Source organism: Serratia sp. TSA_105.2 (assembly GCF_052692115.1).
In genome coordinates this window covers 543,585-566,772 of record NZ_JBQZFT010000003.1, presented here as the reverse complement: position 1 = coordinate 566,772, position 23,188 = coordinate 543,585, and the positions used below count along the sequence as shown (strand labels likewise).

The 23,188-nt window shown below is 61.5% G+C and carries 30 protein-coding genes; 16 read left to right on the top strand and 14 right to left on the bottom strand.

Annotation, left to right across the window (positions count from 1 at the left end):
- The first annotated feature begins 3 nt into the window (after positions 1-3).
- From fliJ to sra, 10 genes are all read left to right on the top strand, one after another.
- A complete protein-coding gene (fliJ, locus tag ACUTSC_RS13825) occupies positions 4-450 on the top strand; it encodes a flagellar export protein FliJ (protein WP_033647768.1) in 447 nt (148 codons plus the stop codon).
- The gene (locus tag ACUTSC_RS13820; RefSeq protein ID WP_445653391.1) at positions 447-1,667 is read left to right on the top strand and encodes a flagellar hook-length control protein FliK; all 1,221 of its coding nucleotides are present in this window, start codon (positions 447-449) and stop codon (positions 1,665-1,667) included. Before fliJ ends, ACUTSC_RS13820 begins: the two co-directional genes overlap by 4 nt.
- Positions 1,668-1,832: 165 nt before the next feature.
- Entirely contained in the window at positions 1,833-2,318 is a 486-nt protein-coding gene (gene fliL / locus ACUTSC_RS13815; RefSeq protein ID WP_197767935.1) for a flagellar basal body-associated protein FliL, read from the top strand.
- A 5-nt stretch (positions 2,319-2,323) separates the two neighbouring features.
- On the top strand, positions 2,324-3,328 hold the full coding sequence (fliM, locus tag ACUTSC_RS13810; RefSeq protein WP_025303254.1) for a flagellar motor switch protein FliM: 1,005 nt from the start codon (positions 2,324-2,326) through the stop codon (positions 3,326-3,328).
- Entirely contained in the window at positions 3,321-3,737 is a 417-nt protein-coding gene (fliN, locus tag ACUTSC_RS13805) for a flagellar motor switch protein FliN (RefSeq protein WP_038876868.1), read from the top strand. The genes fliM and fliN overlap by 8 nt, the downstream gene beginning before the upstream one ends.
- Positions 3,737-4,141, top strand: a complete 405-nt coding sequence (fliO, locus tag ACUTSC_RS13800; protein ID WP_197767936.1) for a flagellar biosynthetic protein FliO — start codon at positions 3,737-3,739, stop codon at positions 4,139-4,141. Before fliN ends, fliO begins: the two co-directional genes overlap by 1 nt.
- Positions 4,138-4,899: a flagellar type III secretion system pore protein FliP gene (gene fliP / locus ACUTSC_RS13795; RefSeq protein ID WP_025303257.1), complete on the top strand. Its 762-nt coding sequence runs from the start codon at positions 4,138-4,140 to the stop codon at positions 4,897-4,899. The genes fliO and fliP overlap by 4 nt, the downstream gene beginning before the upstream one ends.
- A 22-nt stretch (positions 4,900-4,921) precedes the next feature.
- The gene (gene fliQ / locus ACUTSC_RS13790; protein WP_004934803.1) at positions 4,922-5,191 is read left to right on the top strand and encodes a flagellar biosynthesis protein FliQ; all 270 of its coding nucleotides are present in this window, start codon (positions 4,922-4,924) and stop codon (positions 5,189-5,191) included.
- A gap of 2 nt (positions 5,192-5,193) precedes the next feature.
- Positions 5,194-5,976, top strand: a complete 783-nt coding sequence (gene fliR / locus ACUTSC_RS13785) for a flagellar biosynthetic protein FliR (RefSeq protein WP_004934804.1) — start codon at positions 5,194-5,196, stop codon at positions 5,974-5,976.
- A 357-nt stretch (positions 5,977-6,333) separates the two neighbouring features.
- On the top strand, positions 6,334-6,468 hold the full coding sequence (gene sra, locus ACUTSC_RS13780; protein ID WP_086556932.1) for a stationary-phase-induced ribosome-associated protein: 135 nt from the start codon (positions 6,334-6,336) through the stop codon (positions 6,466-6,468).
- Between the two features lie 272 nt (positions 6,469-6,740).
- Here the strand turns inward: sra and flgL are convergent, their stop codons facing one another.
- From flgL to flgB, 11 genes are all read right to left on the bottom strand, one after another.
- On the bottom strand, positions 6,741-7,700 hold the full coding sequence (gene flgL, locus ACUTSC_RS13775; RefSeq protein WP_060420803.1) for a flagellar hook-associated protein FlgL: 960 nt from the start codon (positions 7,698-7,700) through the stop codon (positions 6,741-6,743).
- Positions 7,701-7,759: 59 nt separating this feature from the next.
- Positions 7,760-9,409: a flagellar hook-associated protein FlgK gene (gene flgK / locus ACUTSC_RS13770; protein ID WP_445653390.1), complete on the bottom strand. Its 1,650-nt coding sequence runs from the start codon at positions 9,407-9,409 to the stop codon at positions 7,760-7,762.
- A 205-nt stretch (positions 9,410-9,614) separates the two neighbouring features.
- On the bottom strand, positions 9,615-10,559 hold the full coding sequence (gene flgJ / locus ACUTSC_RS13765; RefSeq protein WP_197772859.1) for a flagellar assembly peptidoglycan hydrolase FlgJ: 945 nt from the start codon (positions 10,557-10,559) through the stop codon (positions 9,615-9,617).
- Positions 10,559-11,659: a flagellar basal body P-ring protein FlgI gene (locus ACUTSC_RS13760; RefSeq protein WP_004934816.1), complete on the bottom strand. Its 1,101-nt coding sequence runs from the start codon at positions 11,657-11,659 to the stop codon at positions 10,559-10,561. Before ACUTSC_RS13760 ends, flgJ begins: the two co-directional genes overlap by 1 nt.
- A 10-nt stretch (positions 11,660-11,669) precedes the next feature.
- Positions 11,670-12,371: a flagellar basal body L-ring protein FlgH gene (gene flgH / locus ACUTSC_RS13755; RefSeq protein WP_107226381.1), complete on the bottom strand. Its 702-nt coding sequence runs from the start codon at positions 12,369-12,371 to the stop codon at positions 11,670-11,672.
- An 83-nt stretch (positions 12,372-12,454) separates the two neighbouring features.
- The gene (flgG, locus tag ACUTSC_RS13750) at positions 12,455-13,237 is read right to left on the bottom strand and encodes a flagellar basal-body rod protein FlgG (protein ID WP_004934819.1); all 783 of its coding nucleotides are present in this window, start codon (positions 13,235-13,237) and stop codon (positions 12,455-12,457) included.
- Between the two features lie 18 nt (positions 13,238-13,255).
- On the bottom strand, positions 13,256-14,011 hold the full coding sequence (locus ACUTSC_RS13745) for a flagellar basal body rod protein FlgF (protein ID WP_025303261.1): 756 nt from the start codon (positions 14,009-14,011) through the stop codon (positions 13,256-13,258).
- Between the two features lie 12 nt (positions 14,012-14,023).
- Positions 14,024-15,247: a flagellar hook protein FlgE gene (gene flgE / locus ACUTSC_RS13740; RefSeq protein WP_197767939.1), complete on the bottom strand. Its 1,224-nt coding sequence runs from the start codon at positions 15,245-15,247 to the stop codon at positions 14,024-14,026.
- Between the two features lie 54 nt (positions 15,248-15,301).
- Positions 15,302-15,979 (bottom strand): flagellar hook assembly protein FlgD, encoded by a 678-nt coding sequence (gene flgD / locus ACUTSC_RS13735; RefSeq protein WP_016927297.1) that lies wholly within the window; start codon positions 15,977-15,979, stop codon positions 15,302-15,304.
- A 12-nt stretch (positions 15,980-15,991) separates the two neighbouring features.
- Positions 15,992-16,396, bottom strand: coding sequence for a flagellar basal body rod protein FlgC (gene flgC / locus ACUTSC_RS13730; RefSeq protein WP_445653389.1), 405 nt, complete (start codon positions 16,394-16,396; stop codon positions 15,992-15,994).
- Positions 16,397-16,401: 5 nt separating this feature from the next.
- Positions 16,402-16,815 carry a flagellar basal body rod protein FlgB gene (flgB, locus tag ACUTSC_RS13725; protein WP_197767940.1) on the bottom strand — a complete coding sequence of 138 codons (414 nt, stop codon included), beginning with the start codon at positions 16,813-16,815 and terminating at the stop codon, positions 16,402-16,404.
- A 160-nt stretch (positions 16,816-16,975) separates the two neighbouring features.
- Here flgB and flgA point away from each other — a divergent pair, with 160 nt between their 5' ends.
- The 6 genes from flgA (at position 16,976) to ACUTSC_RS13695 (ending at position 19,438) form a co-directional block, all read left to right on the top strand.
- Positions 16,976-17,629, top strand: a complete 654-nt coding sequence (gene flgA / locus ACUTSC_RS13720; protein WP_197767941.1) for a flagellar basal body P-ring formation chaperone FlgA — start codon at positions 16,976-16,978, stop codon at positions 17,627-17,629.
- A gap of 129 nt (positions 17,630-17,758) precedes the next feature.
- Positions 17,759-18,070 carry a flagellar biosynthesis anti-sigma factor FlgM gene (flgM, locus tag ACUTSC_RS13715; protein WP_063990263.1) on the top strand — a complete coding sequence of 104 codons (312 nt, stop codon included), beginning with the start codon at positions 17,759-17,761 and terminating at the stop codon, positions 18,068-18,070.
- 37 nt (positions 18,071-18,107) lie between these two features.
- Positions 18,108-18,542 (top strand): flagella synthesis protein FlgN, encoded by a 435-nt coding sequence (locus tag ACUTSC_RS13710; protein WP_445653388.1) that lies wholly within the window; start codon positions 18,108-18,110, stop codon positions 18,540-18,542.
- Positions 18,543-18,770: 228 nt separating this feature from the next.
- A complete protein-coding gene (locus ACUTSC_RS13705) occupies positions 18,771-18,974 on the top strand; it encodes a type II toxin-antitoxin system RelE/ParE family toxin (protein WP_445653387.1) in 204 nt (67 codons plus the stop codon).
- A 16-nt stretch (positions 18,975-18,990) separates the two neighbouring features.
- Positions 18,991-19,143, top strand: a complete 153-nt coding sequence (locus ACUTSC_RS13700) for a type II toxin-antitoxin system RelE/ParE family toxin (protein ID WP_126193011.1) — start codon at positions 18,991-18,993, stop codon at positions 19,141-19,143.
- A complete protein-coding gene (locus ACUTSC_RS13695) occupies positions 19,136-19,438 on the top strand; it encodes a helix-turn-helix domain-containing protein (RefSeq protein ID WP_015378258.1) in 303 nt (100 codons plus the stop codon). The genes ACUTSC_RS13700 and ACUTSC_RS13695 overlap by 8 nt, the downstream gene beginning before the upstream one ends.
- Positions 19,439-19,440: 2 nt before the next feature.
- On the opposite strand, the gene ACUTSC_RS13690 is transcribed toward ACUTSC_RS13695, so the two are convergent.
- Genes ACUTSC_RS13690 through flhB form a run of 3 tightly spaced genes read right to left on the bottom strand, consistent with a single transcriptional unit; the run spans position 19,441 to position 23,067 of the window.
- Positions 19,441-19,845, bottom strand: coding sequence for a flagellar protein FlhE (locus tag ACUTSC_RS13690; RefSeq protein ID WP_180547366.1), 405 nt, complete (start codon positions 19,843-19,845; stop codon positions 19,441-19,443).
- On the bottom strand, positions 19,845-21,923 hold the full coding sequence (flhA, locus tag ACUTSC_RS13685) for a flagellar biosynthesis protein FlhA (protein WP_126179689.1): 2,079 nt from the start codon (positions 21,921-21,923) through the stop codon (positions 19,845-19,847). The genes ACUTSC_RS13690 and flhA overlap by 1 nt, the downstream gene beginning before the upstream one ends.
- Positions 21,916-23,067, bottom strand: a complete 1,152-nt coding sequence (gene flhB / locus ACUTSC_RS13680; RefSeq protein ID WP_197772857.1) for a flagellar biosynthesis protein FlhB — start codon at positions 23,065-23,067, stop codon at positions 21,916-21,918. Before flhB ends, flhA begins: the two co-directional genes overlap by 8 nt.
- Between the last annotated feature and the right edge of the window lie 121 nt (positions 23,068-23,188).

Genomic DNA, 23,188 nt, shown 5'->3' with positions numbered 1-23,188 from the left:
GCGATGAAATCACAATCCCCCCTGATTACCCTGCGAGATCTGGCGCAGGATGCGGTGGAACAGGCCGCGCAACAGCTGGGCCAGGTACGGCAAGCGCAGCAGGCGGCAGAGCAGCAGCTGTCGATGCTGCTCAACTATCAGGACGAATACCGCCAGAAGCTGAATCATACGCTCTGCGACGGCATGGACAGCTCACGCTGGCAAAACTACCAGCAGTTTATCGGCACGCTGGAACAGGCCATCGACCAACACCGCCAGCAGCTGCTGCAATGGGGGCAGAAAGTGGATCATGCGGTGAAGCAATGGCAAGACAAACAACAGCGGCTGAACGCTTTCGAGACCCTGCATACCCGCGCTCTGACGGCGGAGCAGCAGCAGGAGAACAAACGGGATCAAAAACTGATGGATGAGTTCGCTCAACGCAGTGCACAAAGGAATATCAACCCATGAATCTGAACGCCCTGCCCGGTCTGGTCTTACCCGGCGACGCCGGCGGCCTGGCCGAACTGACGTCGGCGCTGGATGAGAGCCAGCTGTCGTCCGCTTTCGCCCAACTGCTCGGCGCCCGTTTCGCACCCGCCGCCGACGGCAAACAGCCGCCGGTCGCGCTGAGCGCGGACGAAGAACGCGCCCCGGCCCTGAGCCGCAACCAGCTCAATCAACTGCTGGCCACCTTCGGCGAGCGCGGCGGCCTGCTGCCGGGCCAGACCGTCTCAGCCGACGCGCTTTCACCTGAAGGCACCGAGGGCGAAGCGCCCGCCGCCGGCGATAAACCGGCGCAGCCGCCGATCGCCGCCGCCAAAGAGCTGGATGCCGCAACGCTGCAGGCGCTGTACGCCATGCTGCCGGCCGCGATCGTCGCCCAGGCGCAACCGGCCGAAGGCCAACGCTCGCTGCCGGTGGAAAGCGCTGACGAGGCGACTGCGCTGCAGCCCGGTAACGGCCTGCTGAACATCGCGGCGGCCGGTGATAAAACCGCTGCGCGCGTGTCGGCCTCTCCTGATCCGTCGCTGACGGGCGCGAAAACGTCGGCTACCGACGGCGATAATGCCAAGGCGGCGCTCCCGCAACCAACCAACGGCGAACGCGCAAGCACCGCACAACCGCTGCCGGCAAGCGATACGCAGCAGCCACCGACGCTCAACCACGCTGTCGCCCTGGCCGCCGCCAGCCCGACGCAAACGGCCGCCCCGGCCAGCGCACTGGTGACCGCACCGCCTGCGCCGCAGCTCAACGCGCAGCTGGGCAGCCCGGAGTGGCAGCAAGCGTTGAACCAACAGGTGCTGATGTTCCACCGCAACGGCCAGCAGAGCGCCGAGCTGCGCCTGCACCCACAGGAGTTGGGCGCCTTGCAGATCACGCTGAAACTGGACGATCAGCAGGCACAACTGCACATCGCCTCCGCTCACGGCCAGGTGCGTGCGGCGGTGGAAGCGGCGATGCCGCAGCTGCGTCACGCGCTGGCGGAGAGCGGTATCAACCTGGGGCAAAGCAGCGTGGGCGGCGAGTCCACCCCGCAATGGCAGCAGCAGGCTTCCAACGGCCAGGGTCGTTCCAACTATGCTGAACATCATGGCGGTGATGGCGCAGCCGCCGAAGGCGTCAGCGCACCGGTGACGCTGCAGCGTATGGCCAGTGCGGTCAACGGCGTCGATATTTTCGCCTGAGCCGCCGCAAACGCCCAAGCTGGCACCCATTTGCGCGTCTATTCAGGCTATTGCACGCCGCAATAGACGCGATAATACCTTTACATGTCATGCGTGCGGCTTTGCTGCGCGCTATGCCCGCCGCCTCGCCGGCCGCGGGTGGAACAACAGGAATTAGATTTCGCTATGTCTCAGAACTCCCTTCCGGCAGCACCGAAACGCCCCCTTCTGGTCATCCTGCTGGTCTTGATCAGCGTCGCCGCCTGTGGCGCCGCGGGCTACAGCTGGTGGCTGCTGCAACAGCATAAAAACGGCGCCGAACCGGCCGCCGCCAAACAGCAACCGCCGGCCGCGCCGGTGTTCATGCCGCTCGACACCTTTACCGTCAACCTGGTGACGCCGGACAACAACCCGGATCGCGTGCTGTACATCGGCCTCACGCTGCGTCTGCCGGACGAAAGTACCCGCCGTCAGCTGAACGATTTTCTGCCGGAAGTGCGCAGCCGTCTGCTGATGCTGCTCTCCCGCCAGGAAGCGAGCCAGTTGGCCAATGAGCAAGGGAAGCAACAGTTGGTGGCGCAGATTAAGGACGTGCTCAGCCCACCGCTGGTTAAGGGACAACCGAAGCAGGTGGTCAGCGACGTGCTGTTCACCGCCTTCATACTGCGGTAATCACTATGGGCGATAGCATTCTTTCACAGGCAGAGATCGACGCCTTGCTCAACGGCGACAGCGCGGGTGATGAACCCGAAGCGATAGTCGGCAAAGAGAGCGAGGTCAAGCCTTACGATCCGAACACCCAGCGCCGCGTGGTGCGCGAGCGTCTGCACGCGCTGGAAATCATCAACGAACGTTTTGCCCGGCAGTTCCGCATGGGATTGTTCAACCTGCTGCGCCGCAGCCCGGACATTACCGTCGGCCCGATCAAAATCCAGCCGTATCACGAGTTCGCCCGCAACCTGCCGGTGCCGACCAACCTGAACCTGGTGCATCTGAACCCGCTGCGCGGCACCGCCCTGTTCGTGTTCGCGCCGAGCCTGGTGTTCATCGCCGTCGATAACCTGTTCGGCGGCGACGGCCGCTTCCCGACCAAGGTCGAAGGCCGCGAGTTCACCCCGACCGAACAGCGGGTGATCAAGCGCATGCTCCGACTGGCGCTGGACGCCTACGGTGACGCCTGGAGCGCCATCTACAAGATCGACGTAGAGTACGTGCGCGCCGAAATGCAGGTGAAGTTTACCAACATCACCACTTCGCCGAACGACATCGTGGTCACCACGCCGTTCCAGGTGGAGATCGGCGCGCTGACCGGCGAGTTCAACATCTGTATTCCGTTCGCGATGATTGAGCCGCTGCGCGAGCTGTTGACCAACCCGCCGCTGGAAAACTCGCGGCAGGAAGACAGCCATTGGCGCGAAACCCTGGTGAAGCAGGTGCAACACTCCGAACTGGAGCTTATCGCCAACTTCGTCGATATCCCGATGCGGCTGTCGAAAGTCCTGAAGCTGCAGCCGGGCGATGTATTACCGATAGACAAGCCGGAACGCCTGATCGCCCATGTGGACGGCGTACCGGTTCTGACCAGCCAATACGGCACGTTGAACGGGCAATATGCCCTGCGTGTTGAACATTTGATTAACCCTATTTTGAATGCTCTGAGTGAGGAACAGCCCAATGAGTGATCCTAAGCAACCGTCTGGCGAAGGAAAGGAATCCGTAGACGATCTGTGGGCTGATGCGTTTAACGAGCAGCAGTCGACAGAGAAATCCGGCGCGAGCACCGAAGGGGTGTTCAAGTCGCTGGAAGCTCAGGATGCGCTCGGCAGCCTGCAGGATATCGACCTGATCCTGGATATTCCGGTCAAGCTGACCGTGGAACTGGGGCGCACCAAGATGACCATCAAAGAGCTGCTGCGCCTGTCGCAAGGCTCGGTGGTGGCGCTGGACGGCCTGGCCGGCGAGCCGCTGGACATCCTGATCAACGGTTACCTGATCGCACAAGGTGAAGTGGTGGTGGTGGCCGACAAGTTCGGCGTGCGCATCACCGACATCATCACCCCGTCCGAACGCATGCGTCGACTGAGCCGCTGATGACCGTCGCGGCGCCCGTTATCGTCCAAAGCAGCCAACCACCCGCCGCGCCGGCCTTGCCGGCCGGTTCGGTGTTGATGCAGGTCAGCAGCGCGCTCGGCGGCATTCTGCTGCTGATCCTGCTGGCCGGTTGGCTGTTCCGTCGGCTGGGTTTCGCCCCGCAGGCGCGCAACCACAAGCTGCTCAACCTGCGCGCCAGTTGTCAGGTCGGGCAGCGCGAGCGCGTGGTGGTGGTGGAAGTCGACGACACCTTGCTGGTACTGGGCGTCACCGCCCAGCAGATCACCCCGCTGCACACCCTGCCTGCCCCGCCGAAAGACGAGGGCGCGGCCGACGCGGCGACGCCGGCGGACTTCCGCCAACTGATGCAAAAAGTTCTGAAACGCCCGGAAAAATCGGCATGACCTCGACTCTTCATACCCTCGTCCGCCGTCCGGCGGTTTGGCTCCCTGCCGCCCTGCTGTTCATCAGCCCGGCGGCTTTGGCGCAACTGCCGGGGCTGATCAGTCAGCCGCTGGCCAACGGCGGCCAAAGCTGGTCGCTGCCGGTGCAGACGCTGGTGCTGTTAACTTCGCTGACCTTCCTGCCGGCCATGCTGCTGATGATGACCAGCTTCACCCGCATCATCATCGTGCTCGGCCTGCTGCGCAACGCGCTGGGCACCCCGTCGGCGCCGCCGAACCAGGTGATGCTGGGGCTGGCATTGTTTCTGACCTTCTTCATCATGTCGCCGGTGTTCGACAAGGTTTATCAGGACGCCTACCTGCCGTTCAGCCAGGACAAGATCGGGCTGGAGGTCGCGCTGGATAAAGGCGCGCAGCCGTTGCGCGAATTCATGCTGCGCCAAACGCGCGAAACCGATCTGGCGCTGTACGCCAGGCTGGCCAATCAGCCGCCGCTGGCCGGCCCGGAGGCGGTGCCGATGCGCATCCTGCTGCCCGCCTACGTCACCAGCGAACTGAAAACCGCCTTCCAGATCGGCTTTACGGTGTTCATTCCGTTCCTGATTATCGACCTGGTGGTCGCCAGCGTGCTGATGGCGCTGGGGATGATGATGGTGCCGCCGGCCACCATCTCGCTGCCGTTCAAGCTGATGCTGTTCGTGCTGGTCGATGGCTGGCAGCTGCTGCTCGGCTCGCTGGCGCAGAGCTTCTATTCGTAACCCCCTGACCGGAGAACGCGAGATGACACCTGAATCGGTTATGGCGCTCGGCACCGAGGCGATGAAAGTGGCGCTGGCGCTGGCCGCCCCGCTGCTGCTGGCGGCGCTGATCAGCGGCCTGGTGGTCAGCCTGCTGCAGGCCGCCACCCAGATCAACGAAATGACGCTGTCGTTCATCCCCAAAATTCTGGCGGTGGTGGCCACCATCATCATCGCCGGCCCCTGGATGTTGAACCTGCTGCTGGACTACATGCGCACCCTGTTCAGCAACCTGCCCACCCTGATCGGCTAACCGTGCTCACCTTCGACAGCGCCCAGCTCACCGTCTGGCTCAGCCACTATTTTTGGCCGCTGCTGCGCATTCTGGCGCTGATCAGCACCGCGCCGATATTCAGCGAAAAGCAAATCAGCAAAAAGGTCAAAATAGGTCTTGGCGGGCTGATCGTCATCCTGATCGCGCCGACGCTGCCCGCCAGCAATATCCCGATCTTCTCCGCCGCCGGCCTGTGGCTGGCGATTCAGCAAATACTGATCGGCGTGGCGCTAGGGTTGACCATGCAGTTTGCCTTCGCGGCGGTGCGCCTGGCGGGCGAAGTGATCGGCATGCAGATGGGCCTGTCGTTCGCCACCTTCTTCGATCCCAGCGGCGGCCCGAACATGCCGGTGCTGGCGCGCCTGCTCAACCTGCTGGCGATGCTGCTGTTCCTCAGCTTCGACGGCCATCTGTGGCTGATTTCGCTGCTGGCGGACAGCTTCCACACCCTGCCTGTCCAAACGCAACCGCTGAACGGCAACGGCTTCCTGGTGCTGACCCAGGTCGGCTCGCTGATCTTCATCAACGGCATGATGCTGGCGCTGCCGCTGATCTGCCTGCTGTTAACGCTGAACATGGCGCTCGGCTTGCTCAACCGCATGACGCCGCAGCTGTCGGTCTTCGTGATCGGCTTCCCGGTCACCATGACCTTCGGCATCATGACGCTGGGCATGATGATGCCGATGTTAGCCCCGTTCTGCGAGCATCTGTTCGGTGAAATCTTCGACCGGCTGGCGGCGGTGATCGGCGGCATGACCTTCTAAGCCCCTGCGCCGCCCCTTCCTTTCCCCCTTTTCCCCCTGAGACAAAATGGCAATAAAAACGCTTTCCTGGGACAAAAGCCTGAGAAACGTCTTTTATCCGGATTAAGGTTCAAATGTCTCCGGCGGCTTGAATAAATAAAACCCCGACCTAGAATAGACCCGGCAACAAAAAATATCGCCTTGCGCCCCTTAGTTTTCCGCAGCGATAAAATACGTTTATCTTGAGTAAAAAATAAAAATAACGCAGTCACGCAGGGTTAAATGCGCGGCAGATAACTTATACCTTGAATAAATGCGCCCGGCGCCTGCCGGCTGCAGGGCGCAGCATCGACCTTTGCTAACCACAGGAGCGAGAAAATGATTAAAGCGAAAAGCAACCGCAAGGCGCGCCGGTTATTCGGTTTGACCCACTGGAAAAGCAACAAGTTTAGAGTTTCTTTTACCGAGACGGCCGACGGCGGGAAATGGAAAGTCGTGAAGAAAAAGAAATAACATCACTATTTATCGTCAGGGAAATAATATTCATCGTGATTTCTCCGCCACTGATTTCAATAATGCCGTTGCGCATTAAACAGGGGTGACAATCTTATTATTTCTTTCCTGATGAAAAAAGGGCGCGTCGCTCAGTCAGTAGTGGGAGAACGAGCGACGCGCCAAACGAGTGCGCCCGGTTTCAAGAAGCCTCCCTCCCCGCGGGGCGGAGAGGGTATTTTCTAAGCGCACTAAAGGGAAACCCGTCGCGGTCAGGCAACGGGGTATTGCTCTTAACGATTCATCTGGAACAGCGACATGCCCTGCATATCGCTGAAGGTTTTATACGACGCCTGCAGCGCCGCCTGTTGCATAAAGTAAGACGATATAGACTCGGCCAGATCGGCATCCGTCAACGCGCTCATCTGGACCTGGTTGGTCATGTCGCGCTCTTTGCCGATGCTGTCCAACTGATCCATTTCCTGCAGCTGGCTGCCCAGCTCGGCGCGCACGCTCAGCACGTTGTTGTAAGAGTTGTCCAGGCCGCGGTTGGCTTTCGCCAGCGCATCGTTCACCTGCTGCTTGGTGGCCTCATCGGCGCCCTGCAGCGGGGTTTTCAGCGCGTTCAGCGCGATATCGATACTCTCGAACACGTTGCTGACCGGCGCACTGCCGTCCGGCTCAGGCTTCGGGTTGCTGGTCAACGACATGAACACCGCGTTGCCGGTGTGGCCGATGGTCATGGTGCGGTTGGCGTCCACTTTCTGCTGAACCGTCTTGTCCCCGCCCTGATAACTGACGGTGCCGCCGTTGTCGACGAACGGCGCCTTGTCGTTCACATATCCGCCGAACATATAGCGGCCGTTGCCGTCGGTGCTGTTGGCCTGGTTCAGCAGCTGATCTTTCAGCCCCTGCAGCTGGGTGGCCAACGACTGACGGTCGTTATCGCTTTCCGTGCCGCCGGCGCTGACGATCAACGCCTTCATGTCCGCGATGGTGGACGTCGCGCCGGCCAAGACCGTTTCTTCCATCGACACGCTTTGGCGAGCGAAAGTACGCGCCAGCGTGTACTGGCTGTTTTCCGCCTGCGACTGCGACAACATCACCGCGCGCGACGCCGCCAGCGGATCGTCGGACGGGTTGATCACCCGCTTACCCGAGGAAAGCTGCTCGGCCGCCTTCATGAACAGCGACTGGTTGCCCGTGATGCCGTTCATGTTCTGTTGGTACATCATGCTGGTGCTCATGCGCATGCTGTGGGTTCCTTACTCTGAGCGACCGGCGCCGTTATCGGCGCCGGTTAACAATAAAATCAACGAATATTCATCAGCGCGTCGAACAGCGAGCTGGCGGTCTGAATCACCTGCGCGTTGGCCATGTAGTATTGTTGGAAACGCAGCAGCTCACCGTACTCTTCGTCAAGGTTGACGCCGGACATCGACTGCTGTTGCGCGCCCAGTTGCGTGACGATCTTGGCCTGCGACGTGGCGATGGCCTTAGCGGCAGCGGTCTGGTTGCCGACGCCGCTGACGATGCCGGCATAAGCGCCGCTCAGGGTCGCCTTGCCGTCCACCAGGTTTTTGGTTTGCAGATCCAGCAGCTTCTTGGCGTTTTCGTTATCGCCGCGGCCGCTGTCGTCTTTACCGGCGGCGGCGATCTTGGACGAATCGGTGATGGCCACTTTCAGGTTACCCGCCACGTCGCTGACCGGCTTCACGGTGAAGCTGTCTTTGGCCTGCGCATTGCCGTCGATGCTCACTTCCAACCCGTCGAAGTTCAGCGTCGGTTTGCCGTCGGCGCTGGTGCCCGGCGTGGCGTTGACTTTCACATTGTCCGGCAGGCGGCTGACCTGCCAGTTGCTGCCGTCGAACTCGACGCGATAATCGTTGGCCTTCACCTTGCCGGTGTCGGTGTAAGCGACCGACAGCGACGCGTCGCCGGTGTTGCGGGTGTTATCCACCACCCGGCCGCCGCTGAAGCTGAAGAAGTCGCCGCCTGCATCGCCGTTCAGGTCGAAACCGGCGCGATGCTGCTGATTGAAGCTGTCCGCCATCGCCAGCGCCAACTGGCCCAGCTGATTGCGCACGCCGTCCAGCGTTTCGCTGCGGAATTTCAGCACGCCGCTCAGCGTGCCGCTGGTGATCTGACCTTCCGGCACTTCGCTGGCGCCATTGCCGCGGTTATAACCGATGGTCAGACGGGAAGGATCGCTGCTGGAAGGCACGGCTTCCACCTGATAGGTGTTGCTGCCCTGCACCAGGGTCAAACCGTTGGCGAAGGAGACGGTATAGGCGTCACCATCCTGTTGCGTGACCTGTACGCCCACCAGTTGGTTCAGCTCGGTGACCAGCTGATCGCGCTGATCCAGCAACGCATTCGGCTCGCCGCCGGCGCTGCCGCGCAAACGGGTGATCTCGTCGTTCAGCTTGGCGATCTGTTGGCCGTAACTGTTGATCTGCTGCGCCGTATCGCTGATCTGCTGATTGACGCCGTTGTCCATGTCGCGCAGGAATTTGTCGGTGTTGTTGAATTGGTTCACCAGACCGTTGGCCTTCCCCAGCACCGTCTGGCGCGCGGCGTCGTCACCGGCGTTGCTCACCAGGTTCTGCAGGTTGGTGAAGAAATCCTGCATGTTGGTCGACAGTGGGTTGGTTTTGCTCGCCAACAGGTTATCGATCTGCGAAATCTTCTCGTAATAGGCATTTTGCGCCCCGAACGCGCTTTGCGCGCCGCGCAGCTGGTTGGTGATGAACTGGTTGTACTCGCGGTTGACGCTGGTGACGGTCACGCCGTTGCCGATAAAGCCGCTCATGGTGGCCATGCCGCCGTTCTGCGCCAGGATCGCGGTCTGGCGGTTGTAGCCCGCCACGTTGTAGTTGGAGATGTTGTTGCTGACGGTACTGAGCGCCACCTGAGCCGCATTCAGCCCGCTCATCGCGGTATTGATTAAGCTATTGGACATCGGAATTCCTTATGCTGCGGCGCCGGTGGCCCACAGGGTTCTAATTGAGCTGCTGAGCCTGTTCGCTCAGCCTGTCTCGGTTATCGGCAAAAATGAGAAGAACTTGAGGAAAAAAAGCGGCAATGCGGTCAGCATCCAGCCAGCCTTCATTACCGCCTATTCCCTAAATAATTGGCGCCGCTGCGGCGTCAAGAATGACGGGGATTTAGAACAAATCTTTCAGATCGTGGGTGTAAGCTTTGACCGCCTGTTCCCCTGCGTTCTTCATCTGCTGAATCACGCTGACCAGTTTGCTGGCGTACTGCGGATCGGTGGCGTAGCCGGCGCGTTGCAGCGCATGCGCCGCCTGCTCCGGGCTGCGCGCAGCGGCCACGTCGGCGTAGCGCGGGTTGTTGGTCAGCAGTTTGACGTAATCGGCGATCGCCTCGACGTACGAGCCGTAGACGCGGAACTTCGCCTTCACCTTCTTCGCCGCGCCCTGTTCGAACTCGGTGGTGGTGATCTCCGTCACCGGCCCGTTCCAGCTGCCGCCGGCCTTGATGCCGAACAGGTTGTAGCTCGGCGTGCCGTCTGAGGTCGGGATCTCGCGTTGCCCCCAGCCGGACTCCAGCGCCGCCTGCGCGACGATCAGCTGATGCGGAATGCCGCTCTGCTGGCTGGCCACCTTCGCCGGTATCGACAGGCGAGCGACGAAGTTGCCGTTGTTGAGCGACAGCGGCGCGGCGGCAGGCGGGGCTTTCGGCATCGCGCGGCGCACCATCTGCTCCAGCGCCTGGTTCGGCAGCGTTTGCAGCACCTCGTTGTCCAACACCATCGGCGACAGGCCCGCCGTTTCACTCGGCAACGTGTTGGCATTGCTCATCTGCTTGACCATCATGTCGGCCAGCCCCAGCCCTTTTTGCGACATCTGCTGGGCGATTTGCTGGTCGTACATCGAGGTATAGAGCCGCGTTTGATCGCTGCTCAATACCCCATCCTGCGGCAAGGCGGAACGCATGCTTTTCAGCATCATCTGCACGAACATGCCTTCCACCTGCAGGGCCACCTGCTTGAGGTTGCCCTGCGGGTCGGCCGCCGCATCGCGCTTGAGGCCATTCAGCGCCTGGGCGTCATAGGCCGCGCCCGACATCGCCATCAGATCGCCGGCCATCAGATGATTTCCAGCTTGGCGCGCAGACAGCCGGCGCTCTGCATCGCCTGCAGGATCGACATCAGATCGATAGGCGTGGCACCCAGCGCGTTCAGTGCGCGGATCACGTTGTTCAGGTTAGCGCTGGCGTTCACTTTCTGCAGCGATCCGCCCTGCTGTTGCACCGAAATCTGGGTGTTTGGCGTCACCACCGTCTGGCCGCCGCCGAACGGCGTCGTCGGCTGGCTGACGGTGTTCTGCCGATCGACCACCACCGACAGATTACCCTGGGCGACGGCGCAAGAGTCGAGGATCACATCGCGGTTCATCACCACCGAACCAGTGCGCGAGTTGATGATCACTTTGGCGTCCATCGCCCCGACGTTGACGGTGATGTTTTGAATCTCCGCCAGGAAGCGCACCTGAGAGCTGTTGCCCTGCGGCACCAGCACCTGGATCGTGCGGGCGTCGAGCGGTGTCGCGGTGCCGCCGCCGCGTTGGCGGTTGATGGCGTCGCTGATCTGCTGCGCCAACGTGAAATCCTCGTCGTTCAGCTGCAGGTTGAGAACGCCGCCGCTGCCGAAAGTGGTCGGCAGCTCACGCTCGATGGTGGCGCCGTTGCTGATGCGCCCGCCCGCCAGCTGGTTGACCTGCACGCTGCTGCCGCCGGCCGCCGCGCCCGCGCCGCCGACCAGCACGTTGCCCTGCGCCAGCGCATAAACCTGGTTATCCACGCCTTTGAGCGGCGTCATCAGCAGGGTGCCGCCACGCAGGCTCTTGGCGTTGCCCATCGAAGAAACCACCACGTCGATGTTCTGCCCGGCGCGTGAGAACGGCGGGAGTTTGGCGGTCACCATGACCGCCGCCACGTTTTTCAACTGCATGTTGGTGCCCGGCGGCACGGTGATGCCCAGCTGCGACAGCATGTTGCTCAGGCTTTGGGTGGTGAACGGCGTCTGCATGGTCTGGTCGCCGGAGCCGTCCAGCCCCACCACCAGGCCGTAGCCGATCAGGGCGTTGTCTCGCACGCCCTGCACCGTCACCAGATCGCGGATGCGCTCCGCCGCCGCCGGCAAGCACACCAGCCCGACGCACAGCGCGATAAACCATTTTTTCAGCATCAGTCAATCCTTAGAACGGTGAAACATTTAAGAAGAAGCGCTGCAGCCAGCCCATGGTCTGCGCTTCGTTGATATAGCCATTGCCGACGTATTCGATACGCGCGTCCGCCACCTGCGTCGAGGTCACCGAGTTGTTGCCGCTGATGGTGCGCGGATTGACGACGCCGGAGAAGCGGATGAATTCCGTGCCCTGGTTGATGGCGATCTGCTTTTCCCCCACCACGTGCAGGTTGCCGTTAGCCAGCACCTGGTTGACCGTCACCGTAATGGTGCCGTTGAAGGTGTTGTTGGCGTTGGCACCGCCCTTGCCGCCGAAGGTGCTGTCGCCGGAAATGTCCATATCGGCGCGCGCATTGCCCAACAGGCCGTCGAGGTAACGCGGCGAGGTGGCGACGCCGAACTTGCTGGCGCCGTTGCGGCTGGCGTTGGCGGAGGAGCTTTTGCTGGCGCTGACGTTTTCCTGCAGCACGATGGTCAGGGTGTCACCGACGTTGCGCGGACGGCGGTCTTCGAACAGCGGCTGATAGCCGTAGTTCATCGGCTGCACCGTCTGGAAGATCGAGCCGTTCGGCATCGGCGCGCTGGCCGGCGCGGGCTGCGCCGTGGTCGCGCCGTCCACCAGCGATTTGTGCGGGATATAGGCGCAGCCGCTCAGCGTCAGCATCACCATTCCCGCCAGCCAGCGTTGTCCCTGCCGCGGCAGGATTGCCATCGAATATGTGGTTACCACGGGTATCGCCTTTGTTTCACGAAAGAGAATGACGGGCGCGGCAAGCCGGGCCCGTCAATGACAGATTACAGTTGCGTCAGCTTTTGCAGCATCTGATCAGAGGTCGATACCGCTTTGCTGTTAATCTCGTAAGCGCGCTGAGTCTGGATCATGTTGACCAGCTCTTCCGCCACGTTAACGTTGGAGGTTTCCACGTAACCCTGATACAGCAAACCGGCGCCGTTCAGCCCCGGGGTGCTCTCGTTCGGCGCGCCCGAGCTTTCGGTTTCCTGATACAGGTTCTCGCCCACGCTCTCCAGACCGCTGTCGTTGACGAACGTGGTCAGCGTCAGTTGGCCCACCTGCTGGGCGGCGGTTTGCCCCTGCTGGGTGACGCTGACGATGCCATCGCGGCCGACGGTGATGGACAGCGCGTTCGCCGGAATGGTGATCGCCGGCTGCACCTGGAAACCGCTGGAGGTCACCAGTTGGCCGTTCTGATCGATCTGGAACGACCCGTCGCGGGTATAGGCCTGGGTGCCGTCCGGCAGCATCACCTGGAAGAAACCCTGCCCCTTGATGGCGACGTCTTTACTGTTGTTGGTCTGCGACAGGTTGCCCTGGCTGTGCAGACGCTCGGTCGCCACCGGACGCACGCCGGTACCGATCTGCAGACCGGAAGGCAGCGTGGTCTGCTCGGAGGACTGCGCCCCCGGCTGACGCATGGTCTGGTACAGCAGATCTTCAAATACCGCACGCTGGCGTTTGAAGCCGTTGGTGCTGACGTTCGCCAGGTTGTTGGCGATCACGTCCATGTTGGTCTGCTGCGCGTCCAGACCGGTTTTGGCAATCCATAAGGATGGAATCATCGGTTATTTCCTTGCTGCTTAACTCATTGAGAGCAGTGAGTTGGCACGCTGTTCGTTTTCATCCACGCTGTGGATGACCTTCATTTGCATTTCAAAGCGGCGGGCGTTGGCGATCATGTCGACCATAGTCTCCATCGGCTTGACGTTGCTGCCCTCCAGCACGCCCGGCATCACCCGCACCTGCGGATCGTTTTGCAACTGATTGCCGCGCTGCTGTTGGGTTTCCGGCGTTAGGCGAAACAGCCCATCGTCACCGCGCATCACTTCGCGCGCATCGGCTTTCACCAGCTTCAGGCGGCCGATCTGCGCGATGGTGTTCGGCGGATCGCCGGCGTTCAGTGCCGAAATGGTGCCGTCGGCCGCGATGGTGATCTCCGCCGACGGCGGCACCTCGATCGGGCCGCCGTCCCCCATCACCGGCAACCCTTGCACCGTCAACTGCCCGGTGGAGGAAATCTGAATGTTGCCGTTGCGGGTATAGGCTTCACCGCCACCCGGCAGGCTCACCGCCAGGAAACCGTCCTGCTGCAGCGCCACGTCCAGCGGACGCGCCGTGTAGTTCAACGCCCCCTGGCTCATGTCGGCGCCCGGCGTCGAGGCGGTCACCAAGGTGCGCGTCGCCAGGCTCGGCCCGTCGACCGGCACCGCGCGCAATGCGGCGAGCTGGGCGCGAAAGCCCGGCGTCGACGCGTTGGCCAGGTTGTTGGCGGTGATGGACTGCTGCTCCAGCGTTTGGCGCGCCGCGCCCATCGCGGTATAAATCGCGTGATCCATAACTCGGCCCTATTAGCGCAGGCTAACCAACGTCTGCAGGATGGAGTCCTGCGTCTTGATGGTCTGGGCGTTGGACTGGTAGTTACGCTGCGCGACGATCATGTTCACCAGCTCCTGGCTCAGATCGACGTTGGAAGATTCCAGCGCGCCGCTGGTCAGCTTTCCTAAGCCGCCGCCGCCCGCAAGACCGACACGCGGCTGGCCGGACGCGCCGGTTTCCTGCCAAACGTTATCGCCCTGCGACGCCAGCCCTTCCGGGTTGGAGAAGTTAGCCATGACGATCTGGCCCAACAGCTGGGTCTGCTGGTTGGAATAGACGCCCACGATGGTGCCGTCGTTGTTGATCTGATAGCCCGTGTATTCACCGGCGGCATAACCGTCCTGCGATACCTTGCTCACCGAGTCGCTGCTCACGTTCTGCTGCATGCTGCCGGCGAAGCTCAGGGTAAAGTTTTGCGCCGGCGCGCCGTCTTTGGCAGTCATCGGGATCACCATGCTGAACTCGCCCGGCGCACCGTTGGCGCTGGTGGTTTTCACCAGGCTGCCGCTGGTGTTGAACTCCATGGTGCCGGCGTTCACTGGCGCGGCGCTGCCGTCCTGGGTATAGACCTGCCACTTGTTGTCTTCAGTCTTCACGAAGTAGGCGTTGATGTTGTGCGCGTTACCCAGAGAATCGTAGGCGGTGATGGTATTGGTATAGTTGTAGCTGTCCTGTTTGGTCGGATCGAAGGTCTTGTTCTCCGGCACTTTATGGGTGGACATCAGGTTGGCAACCATCTGGCCGGAGGTGGACGCCTTGGCGTTCATCATGCCTTCAGGAATGCTCAACGGCACCGGGTTGGCGCCCTGCTGAATGGTCGGCGGGGAGCCGGCCGCCGGGTAACCGGTCAGCTGCAGGCCCTGCATGTTGGTCAGATTGCGGTTCTCGTCCAGCTTGAACTGGCCGTTGCGGGTATAAAAGATGCCGCCGTCTTTATCCTGCATGCGGAAAAAGCCGTTGCCGTTGATGGCCACATCCAATGAACGGCTGGTGCCGGTGGTGGTGCCGCCCTTGAAGTTCTGGGTGATGCCGGACACTTTAACGCCCAGCCCAACCTGCGAACCGGCGAACATGTCGGCGAAGGACACGCTGCCGGATTTGAAGCCCGCGGTCGCGGAGTTGGCGATGTTGTTACCGATCACGTCCAGGTTGGTTGCTGCCGCGTTCAAGCCGCTGACTGCCTGAGAAAAGGCCATGTTATTCTCCGAATAGTGGTCAGGCTATCGTCCGATTGAGCCTGATGCTTAGGGTTATAAGATCTGTCGCACGTCTTCCAGGGTGGCGTTGCCCGCCAGGCCGAGATCCAGCTTGGCGCCGTTGCCGTCGCGGATCACGCCGTTCACCAGCCCGAAGTGCAGGCTACGCGCCACCAACTGCTCGCCGTTGCCTTTGGCGTTAATCGCCACTTTGTAGGCGCCGTCTGGCGCGGTAGAGCCGTCATCCAGCGAACCGTCCCAGGTGAAGGCATGCACGCCGGCGGTCAGGCCGCCGATTTCGATGGTGCGCACCACCTGCCCGCTGGCGTTGGTGATGGTGGCGGTCACCTGATCGGCGGCGCGCTCCAGTTCCACGCCGAACGGCGTGGTGCTGACCTTGCCGTCCTTGCTGCCGACCAGAATGTTGTTGCCCGGCACCATTACGCCGTGACCGATCAGCGCAGTCGCCTGCAGCGACTGATTGCTGTTGATCTGGCCGGAGATCGATCCCAGCGTGGTGTTGAGTTTTTCGATGCCCTGAACGGTATTGATCTGCGCCAGCTGCGAAGTCAGTTCGTTGTTCTGCATCGGATTGGTCGGATCCTGATTTTTCAACTGCGCCACCAGCAGCGTCAGGAAGCTGTTGTGCAGATCCTGGCTGTTGGTATTTTTGCTGTTGTTACCAATGACGGTGTTGTCCAACGACTCGTTCGTGGTTGCGGCAATAGCCATGGGAACCTCCGGTTACTGACCCAGCGTCAGGGTTTTCATCATCATCGACTTGGTGGTGTTGAGCACCTCGACGTTGGCCTGGTAGCTGCGGGAAGCGGAGATGGTGTTGACCATTTCGCCCACCACGTCGACGTTCGGCATGCGCACGTAACCCTTGGCGTCCGCCAGTGGGTTGCCCGGCTGGTACACCAGACGCTCGGGTGCCGGATCGTCCACCAACTGGGCGACGCGCACGCCGCCGGTCGGCTGCCCAGGCGCCGCCGCGACCTGGAACACCACCTGCTTGGCGCGGTAAGGCTCGCCGTCCGGGCCGGTCACGCTGTCGGCGTTGGCCATGTTGCTGGCGCTGACGTTCATGCGCTGGGATTGCGCCGATAGCGCCGAGCCGGAGATATCAAAAATGTTCAGTAAAGACATGCGCCTTATCCTTGTTGCAGCACGGACATCATCCCTTTGATCTGCCCGTTGAGCAGCGTCAGATCGGTCTGATATTTCAGGCTGTTATCGGCAAAGTTGGTGCGTTCGCGATCCATGTCCACCGTGTTGCCATCCATCGACGGCTGGTCCGGTACCCGGTACAACAGATCGAGCTGCGGCGGCTGCAGGGTTTGCGCCGGGATGTGGCGCGCCGCCGTCAGGTTCAGCGACATGCCGTTGCCGTTGACGCGCCCTTGTTCCAGCACTTTGTTCAATTGGCTGGCGAAATCGATATCCCGCGCCTGATAACCCGGTGTGTCTGCGTTGGCGATGTTGGCGGCCAGAACTTCCTGCCGCTGGGCGCGCAAGTTCAGCGCCTCTTGGCCAAAGCGCAGAGCCGCGTCCAGTTTGTCGAGCATGCTCCCTCCGCGAGGTTAGAATTTGGAGTCGACAGGATAAACGCCCCCTGCGCCACCCTATCGCGGGAATAGACGCAAAATGGGGCGCTATTTATCTGCTTAGCCTGCGCGCGCTGCGGGTACACTTACGCGTATCCCGATGAAGCTTGAGAAGATGACGATGAAAGGTAAAATGCTGCTGCTTATCGGCCTGCTGTGCAGTCTGAACGCGCGCGCCGACGATCTGGCGACGCAAATCGAAAGCTTCATCCAAGGCAAGTTCGCCGGCGAACCGGTGCAGGTGAAAGTGCGGGTGCGCACGCCGCCGGCCCAGTGGCCCGCCTGCGAACTGCCCCAGCTGTCGCTGCCACCCAACGCGCGGATTGGCGGCAACGTCAGCATTTCGGCGCGCTGTGGCCAGGAGCGGCGTTTTATCCAGACGCAGGTGCAGGTGTTCGGCCGCTATCTGATTTCGGCGCGCGGCATCAGCGCCGGCAGCCGGTTGACCGCGGCGGATCTGACGTTGAAAGAAGGCCGGCTCGATACCCTGCCGCCGCGCGCGCTGACCGAAACGGGCAAAGCGTTGGGCGCCGTCAGCCTGCGCAACATCAGCCCTGGCCAACCGCTGACCCTCGCCATGCTGCGCCGCGCCTGGATTATCAAGGCGGGGCAATCGGTGCAGGTCAACGCGCAGGGCGAAGGATTCAACATCAGCGGGTCGGGCAAAGCGATGAACAACGCCGCCGCCGAAGACAGCGTGCGCGTGCGGATGGCGTCCGGGCAGATCGTCAGCGGCGTGGTCGGAGACGACGGCGCGATTCGCATTACGTTATAAAAAAGTAAAGGTTCCGCAAACCTTGCCGATAAGACAAATCAAGCAGCATTTTATTGGCCACCAGGGCCGCACAACTTTCATTGCAGCGTCGTCGCCCCCGAGCGGTCACGGCGTAAACGGAGATGGACCATGAGTATCGATCGCACCCAGCGGTTACAGCCGGTTTCCACTGTGCAACCGCGTGAAACCCCGGCCGACAACCCGCTCCAACCGCGCAAGGCCGCCGTGGCCGAAACGGCCGTCAGCGGCACGCAGGTCAAACTGAGCGAGGCGCAGGCGCGCCTGATGCAGCCGGGCTCCCAGGATATCGATATGGGCCGGGTCGAGGCCATCAAACAGGCGATCCGCAGCGGCGAGCTTAAGATGGACGCCGGCAAAATCGCCGACGCGCTGCTGCAAGACGCGCAGAGCGATATTCAATGGATCGCCGGACGCGACTGACAGCGCGGCGAGTAGCGGTAAAGGATAAGTCATCACTATGGAAAACCTGGCACAACTGCTGGACAAACTGTTGGAAACGCTGCAAGCGCTCAATGGCGTGCTGGAGGAAGAGCACGACTTGCTGTGTTCCGGCCAGTTGCCCGGCGTGGCATTGCAGCGCGTCACCGATGCCAAAAGCCAACTGCTGGCGACGGTCGCCTACCTCGAGCAACAACGCCTGGGGCAGGAAGAAGCCTGCGGGCAACGTGCGCCCTATTCCAGCCATGCGTCTCTGGCCGATCGCTGGCAGCGCATTCAACTGCTGAGCCAAACGCTGCGCGAAAAGAATCAGCACAATGGCCTGCTGCTCAATCAGCAGATCGACCATAACGTGCAGGCGCTGGCGATCCTCAGCAAGAACAACAAATCGCTGTATGGCCCGGACGGCCAGTCGCACGCCGGCAGCCTGCTCGGCAGAAAAATCGGCGTCTAAGCCCTGATTTCGCCCGGTGTGCGCACCGCCGGGCGCGGGTTTACCCTGCTATGCGCGCCCTCTCGCATTTTCTTCTTACCGCTTTCTGAATTCCCTTAACGTTATGCGCCAGGCTGCGCATGCGGTGAAATTAGCTATTTCTTTCCCTTTGGCCGCTTGTCACCCTGAGGTTATTTTTAAACCACTTGAAATATACCCTTAACGGGTATAGATTCGCAGGGAGAGCGAATGGCCGATATTTATCTCACCAAAACCTTTCTGGGTTTTGCCGCGCGCGAGCGCATCAGCGACGCCACGATAGTGAAAGCGGCGCGAGAAATGCAACGTCAGCTGTACGACGCCAATCTTGGCGGTTGCGTATACAAAAGCGCATCGCTCGGGCTGGTGCGGCAAACGGAGCGGTTATCGGGTACTGATCGTTTTTCGCGATGAAGAACGCCTGTTTTTTATGCGCGGCTTTGCCAAAAGCGAGAGAGAAAACATCAGTACGGACGAGTTACAAGGATTGAAACATCTGGCTGCGCTGTATCTGGATTATTCGCCATTCAGACTTTACCAGCTGGTCAATAACAAGGAATTACGGAGGCTAAGCGATGAGTAAAATTCTTGCCGAGATCCACCAGGAAGTTCAGGGCCTGCACCGCGCCGGTTTCGTCGACGACGTGACCATGCGCACCTTCGACATGCTGTGTCTACGGCCAGTGAAACAGTTCGGGCCGGCCGAGATCCGCGCGCTGCGCGAACGGGAAAACGTCAGTCAGCCGGTGTTTGCGCTGTATCTCAACGTCAGCAAAAAGGCGGTGCAGAAATGGGAGCGCGGCGAAGCGCAACCGAACTCCGCCGCGATGAAGCTGCTGACGCTGGTGGAACGCAACGGCCTGCAAATTCTGGCCTGATCCTACTGATAATTGACGATCACCTGATTGCCAATCACCCGCAGCGGCGGGTTCAGCCCGCCTTGCGACTGCACGTAATAGACAAAGCGCAATTCCGCATTGGCCGGTTCGCCCTGCAAACCGTTGCTGCTGCCGCTGCCGCCGCCGAGCGGAATGCAGCGGTTCACCGTACACAGCTGGGCCTGCAGCCCGACCGGCTCCGGCCCCAGTAAACGGTAGCGCCAGCTGACGCTGGTGATGCGCGCATTGGCATCCGGCAACGCGTTCGGCGGCCGCAAACCGGCGGACTCATCGCGCATGCCGCCCTGTTCCAACGTCACGCCCGCCCCTTCGGCCACCCAGGAGCCGGACACCGCGCCGGCGGTTAACGGCGCCAGCAAACACAATACGAACAGACAGCGTTTCATCAGGCGGCTCCAATGGTCGACGTCATGCGAATCTGGCGATCGTCGTTGATTTCGAGGTTGGACAACACCACGATCTGCGGCAGGCTGCGGCGCAGGAAGCGTGCCAGCAAGGCCCGCAGCGCATGGTTGACCAGCAGCACCGGCGGCGCGCTGAGCATCTCTTGCCGCTGCAGCGCCTGGCGCGCCTGATCCAGCAGGCGATCGGCCAGCCCCGGCTCCAGTCCACCGCCGCCCTGCAACGCCTGCAGCAACAAACGCTCCAGTTGGGTATCCAGACCGATGACCTGAATCTCGCCGTTGCCCGGGAACCACTGCTGCGTGATCGCCCGGCCCAGCGCCACCCGCACCACGGTGGTCAGCTCATAAGGATCGCTTTGCGCCGGGGCATGCTCCGCCAGCGTTTCGACGATGGTGCGCATATCGCGGATAGAGACGCGCTCGGCCAGCAGGTTTTGCAGCACCTTGTGCAGCGTGGTCAGTGATACCACGCCCGGCACGAAGTCTTCGGTCAGTTTCGGCATCTCCTGCGACACGCGATCCAGCAACTGTTGGGTTTCCTGGCGGCCAAACAGCTCGCTGGCGAACTGGCCGATCAGGTGATTAAGATGCGTCGCCACTACGGTGCTGGCTTCCACCACGGTAAAGCCCTGGATCTGCGCCTGCTCGCGCAATGCGCTGTCGATCCACACCGCCTCGAGCCCAAAGGCCGGATCGACGGTTTTGTCTCCCGCCAGCTCTCCCACGGCATTACCGGGGTTGATCGCCAGCCAGCGGCCCGGCTGCGCTTCACCGCTGCCGATCTCGACGCCTTTCATCAGGATGCGGTAGCTGGCAGGCGGCAGTTCCAGGTTGTCGCGAATGTGTACTACCGGCGGCAGATAGCCCATGTCCTGCGCGAATTTCTTGCGAATACCGCGGATACGCCCCAGCAGCTCACCGTTTTGTTGAAAATCGACCATCGGAATCAACCGGTAGCCCACCTCCATCCCCAGCGGGTCTTCCAACTGCACGTCGGCCCAGCTGGCTTCGGCGGCCTGCGGGTTCTCCGGCATCACCGGCGCCTCCACCGCTTTCGGTGCCTGTTGTTCACGGCCGCGCAGCCACCAGGCCAGGCCCAGCAAAGCGGCGGTAAACAGCAGGAACACCAGGTTCGGCATGCCCGGCACCAAGCCCAACAGCCCCAGTACCCCGGCGCTCAGCAGCATCACGCGCGGATTGTTGAACAGCTGGCCCACCATCTGCTCGCCGACGTCCTGATCGGTCGCTACGCGGGTGACGATAACGCCGGCAGCGGTGGAGATCACCAACGCCGGGATCTGCGCCACCAGGCCGTCGCCGATAGTCAACAGCGTATAGCTTTCCGCCGCCGCCCCCAGCTCCATGCCATGTTGCACCACGCCGACCAACAGGCCGCCGACGACGTTCAGCACCATGATCATCAGTCCGGCGATGGCGTCGCCGCGCACGAATTTACTGGCGCCGTCCATTGAGCCGTAGAAATCGGCCTCCTGGGTGACTTCGGCGCGGCGTTTCTTCGCTTCGTCCTCGCCGATCAACCCGGCGTTCAGGTCGGCGTCGATCGCCATCTGCTTACCCGGCATGCCGTCCAGGACGAAGCGCGCCCCTACTTCGGCGATACGCCCAGCCCCCTTGGTGATGACCATGAAGTTGATCAACACCAGGATGATGAACACCACGATACCGATGGCGAAGTTGCCCCCCACCAGGAAATGGCCGAAGGCCTCCACCACGCGGCCGGCGGCGGCGGAACCGGTGTGCCCTTCCAGCAAGATGATGCGCGTCGACGCGACGTTGAGCGACAAACGCAGCAGCGTGGAGAACAGCAGGATGGTCGGGAAGGCGGCAAATTCGAGCGTGCGCTGGGTGAACATCGCCACCAGCAGCACCATGATCGACAGCGCGATGTTGAAGGTAAACAGCAGGTCGAGGATAAACGCCGGCAACGGCAACACCATCATCGACAGGATCAGCAGGATCAACACCGGGCCGGCCAACACCTGCCACTGCGTATCTTTAAAATTGCCCGGCAAACGAAGCAGGGAGGCCAAATTAGCCATCAGAGTCACTCTCTTTTGCAAAATCCAGTGCTTCCGGCACCGGTAAACGTTCAGGTTTTTTCGGGATCAGGCCGCCCTCGCGCCGCCAGCGGCGCAGTTGGTACACCCAGGCCAGCACTTCGGCGACAGCGGCATACAGGGTGGCTGGGATATGTTGTCCAATCTCGCTGTGCCGATACAGCGCGCGCGCCAACGGCGGCGCCTCCAGCATCGGGATGCGGTGCTCGGCACCGAGCTCGCGAATGCGCAAGGCGATTTCGCCGGCCCCTTTGGCCAGCACCTTCGGCGCGCTCATTTTCTTGTCGTTGTACTGCAACGCGACGGCGTAGTGCGTCGGGTTGGTGACGATCACGTCCGCCTTGGGCACATCGGCCATCATGCGGCGCCGGGCGATCGCCCGCTGCTGCTGACGAATGCGCCCCTTGACGTGCGGATCCCCTTCCTGGTCTTTGAATTCGTCGCGAATATCCTGCTTGGTCATCTTCAGCTTTTTGAAGTGGCTCCACAGCTGGTAGAACACGTCGAACGCCACCATCGGCGTCAATCCCAGCACCACCAGAAAACCGCAGAACAGGATCATCTGCAGCGCATTGCCCAACGCGTCGAGCGGCTGCTGGGTTATCAGATGCAGCATTGCCGCCCAGTTATGCCAGAGATAGAGGCCGGTCACCCAGCCGACCAGCGTCGCTTTCAGGATCCCTTTCAGCAGTTCGGCCAGCACCTGGCTGGAAAAAATGCGCTTCAACCCGGACAACGGGTTCAGCCGCTTCAAGTCGAATTTGATCGACTTGCCGCTGAACAGAATGCCCCCCAACAGCATCGGTGCGGCGAGCGCCACCAGCGCCAGTCCCGCCATAATTGGCAACAGCGCCAGTACGGCCTGGCGCAGCAACATGCCCAGTTGGCGCAGCATCTGTTTATCGTTGCTGACCATGCCATGGTCGAAGTTCAAGCCCTGCGTGAGCATCGCCGCCAGCTGTTGCGCCATGTTGCTGCCGGACATCAGGATGATCGCGAGGCCCGAGAGCAGCATCAGTACCGAGGTCAGTTCGCGGGAACGCGGGATCTGGCCGTCTTCACGCGCCTTCTCCAGCCTGTGGGGCGTGGGGGCCTCGCTTTTTTCCAGATCGCTGTCTTCAGCCACGAAACGCCGTTCCTGTGTCGGGAGGGTAAAGAATGGCGGTCAGCATGCCAAAAAATTGGCGATGTCATTGACGGAACAACGGGGGAAAAGGCGGGTTATTTAGGGGATGAGACCATCAGGG

What these genes read in the sequence shown, in the direction of transcription:
- fliJ (WP_033647768.1), top strand. Translation starts at nt 4, where the DNA reads ATGAAATCACAATCCCCCCTGATTACCCTGCGAGATCTGGCGCAGGAT.
- fliN (WP_038876868.1), top strand. Translation starts at nt 3,321, where the DNA reads ATGAGTGATCCTAAGCAACCGTCTGGCGAAGGAAAGGAATCCGTAGAC.
- sra (WP_086556932.1), top strand. Translation starts at nt 6,334, where the DNA reads ATGATTAAAGCGAAAAGCAACCGCAAGGCGCGCCGGTTATTCGGTTTG.
- fliM (WP_025303254.1), top strand. Translation starts at nt 2,324, where the DNA reads ATGGGCGATAGCATTCTTTCACAGGCAGAGATCGACGCCTTGCTCAAC.
- fliQ (WP_004934803.1), top strand. Translation starts at nt 4,922, where the DNA reads ATGACACCTGAATCGGTTATGGCGCTCGGCACCGAGGCGATGAAAGTG.
- fliP (WP_025303257.1), top strand. Translation starts at nt 4,138, where the DNA reads ATGACCTCGACTCTTCATACCCTCGTCCGCCGTCCGGCGGTTTGGCTC.
- flhA (WP_126179689.1), bottom strand. Translation starts at nt 21,923, where the DNA reads ATGGCTAATTTGGCCTCCCTGCTTCGTTTGCCGGGCAATTTTAAAGAT.
- flgD (WP_016927297.1), bottom strand. Translation starts at nt 15,979, where the DNA reads ATGGCTATTGCCGCAACCACGAACGAGTCGTTGGACAACACCGTCATT.
- flgM (WP_063990263.1), top strand. Translation starts at nt 17,759, where the DNA reads ATGAGTATCGATCGCACCCAGCGGTTACAGCCGGTTTCCACTGTGCAA.
- fliL (WP_197767935.1), top strand. Translation starts at nt 1,833, where the DNA reads ATGTCTCAGAACTCCCTTCCGGCAGCACCGAAACGCCCCCTTCTGGTC.
- flgA (WP_197767941.1), top strand. Translation starts at nt 16,976, where the DNA reads ATGAAAGGTAAAATGCTGCTGCTTATCGGCCTGCTGTGCAGTCTGAAC.
- flgC (WP_445653389.1), bottom strand. Translation starts at nt 16,396, where the DNA reads ATGTCTTTACTGAACATTTTTGATATCTCCGGCTCGGCGCTATCGGCG.
- flgE (WP_197767939.1), bottom strand. Translation starts at nt 15,247, where the DNA reads ATGGCCTTTTCTCAGGCAGTCAGCGGCTTGAACGCGGCAGCAACCAAC.
- flgL (WP_060420803.1), bottom strand. Translation starts at nt 7,700, where the DNA reads ATGCGCATGAGCACCAGCATGATGTACCAACAGAACATGAACGGCATC.
- ACUTSC_RS13705 (WP_445653387.1), top strand. Translation starts at nt 18,771, where the DNA reads ATGGCCGATATTTATCTCACCAAAACCTTTCTGGGTTTTGCCGCGCGC.
- flgJ (WP_197772859.1), bottom strand. Translation starts at nt 10,559, where the DNA reads ATGGCCGGCGATCTGATGGCGATGTCGGGCGCGGCCTATGACGCCCAG.
- flgK (WP_445653390.1), bottom strand. Translation starts at nt 9,409, where the DNA reads ATGTCCAATAGCTTAATCAATACCGCGATGAGCGGGCTGAATGCGGCT.
- ACUTSC_RS13760 (WP_004934816.1), bottom strand. Translation starts at nt 11,659, where the DNA reads ATGCTGAAAAAATGGTTTATCGCGCTGTGCGTCGGGCTGGTGTGCTTG.
- flgG (WP_004934819.1), bottom strand. Translation starts at nt 13,237, where the DNA reads ATGATTCCATCCTTATGGATTGCCAAAACCGGTCTGGACGCGCAGCAG.
- ACUTSC_RS13820 (WP_445653391.1), top strand. Translation starts at nt 447, where the DNA reads ATGAATCTGAACGCCCTGCCCGGTCTGGTCTTACCCGGCGACGCCGGC.
- ACUTSC_RS13710 (WP_445653388.1), top strand. Translation starts at nt 18,108, where the DNA reads ATGGAAAACCTGGCACAACTGCTGGACAAACTGTTGGAAACGCTGCAA.
- fliO (WP_197767936.1), top strand. Translation starts at nt 3,737, where the DNA reads ATGACCGTCGCGGCGCCCGTTATCGTCCAAAGCAGCCAACCACCCGCC.
- ACUTSC_RS13695 (WP_015378258.1), top strand. Translation starts at nt 19,136, where the DNA reads ATGAGTAAAATTCTTGCCGAGATCCACCAGGAAGTTCAGGGCCTGCAC.
- ACUTSC_RS13690 (WP_180547366.1), bottom strand. Translation starts at nt 19,845, where the DNA reads ATGAAACGCTGTCTGTTCGTATTGTGTTTGCTGGCGCCGTTAACCGCC.
- flgB (WP_197767940.1), bottom strand. Translation starts at nt 16,815, where the DNA reads ATGCTCGACAAACTGGACGCGGCTCTGCGCTTTGGCCAAGAGGCGCTG.
- ACUTSC_RS13700 (WP_126193011.1), top strand. Translation starts at nt 18,991, where the DNA reads ATGCGCGGCTTTGCCAAAAGCGAGAGAGAAAACATCAGTACGGACGAG.
- flgH (WP_107226381.1), bottom strand. Translation starts at nt 12,371, where the DNA reads ATGGCAATCCTGCCGCGGCAGGGACAACGCTGGCTGGCGGGAATGGTG.
- ACUTSC_RS13745 (WP_025303261.1), bottom strand. Translation starts at nt 14,011, where the DNA reads ATGGATCACGCGATTTATACCGCGATGGGCGCGGCGCGCCAAACGCTG.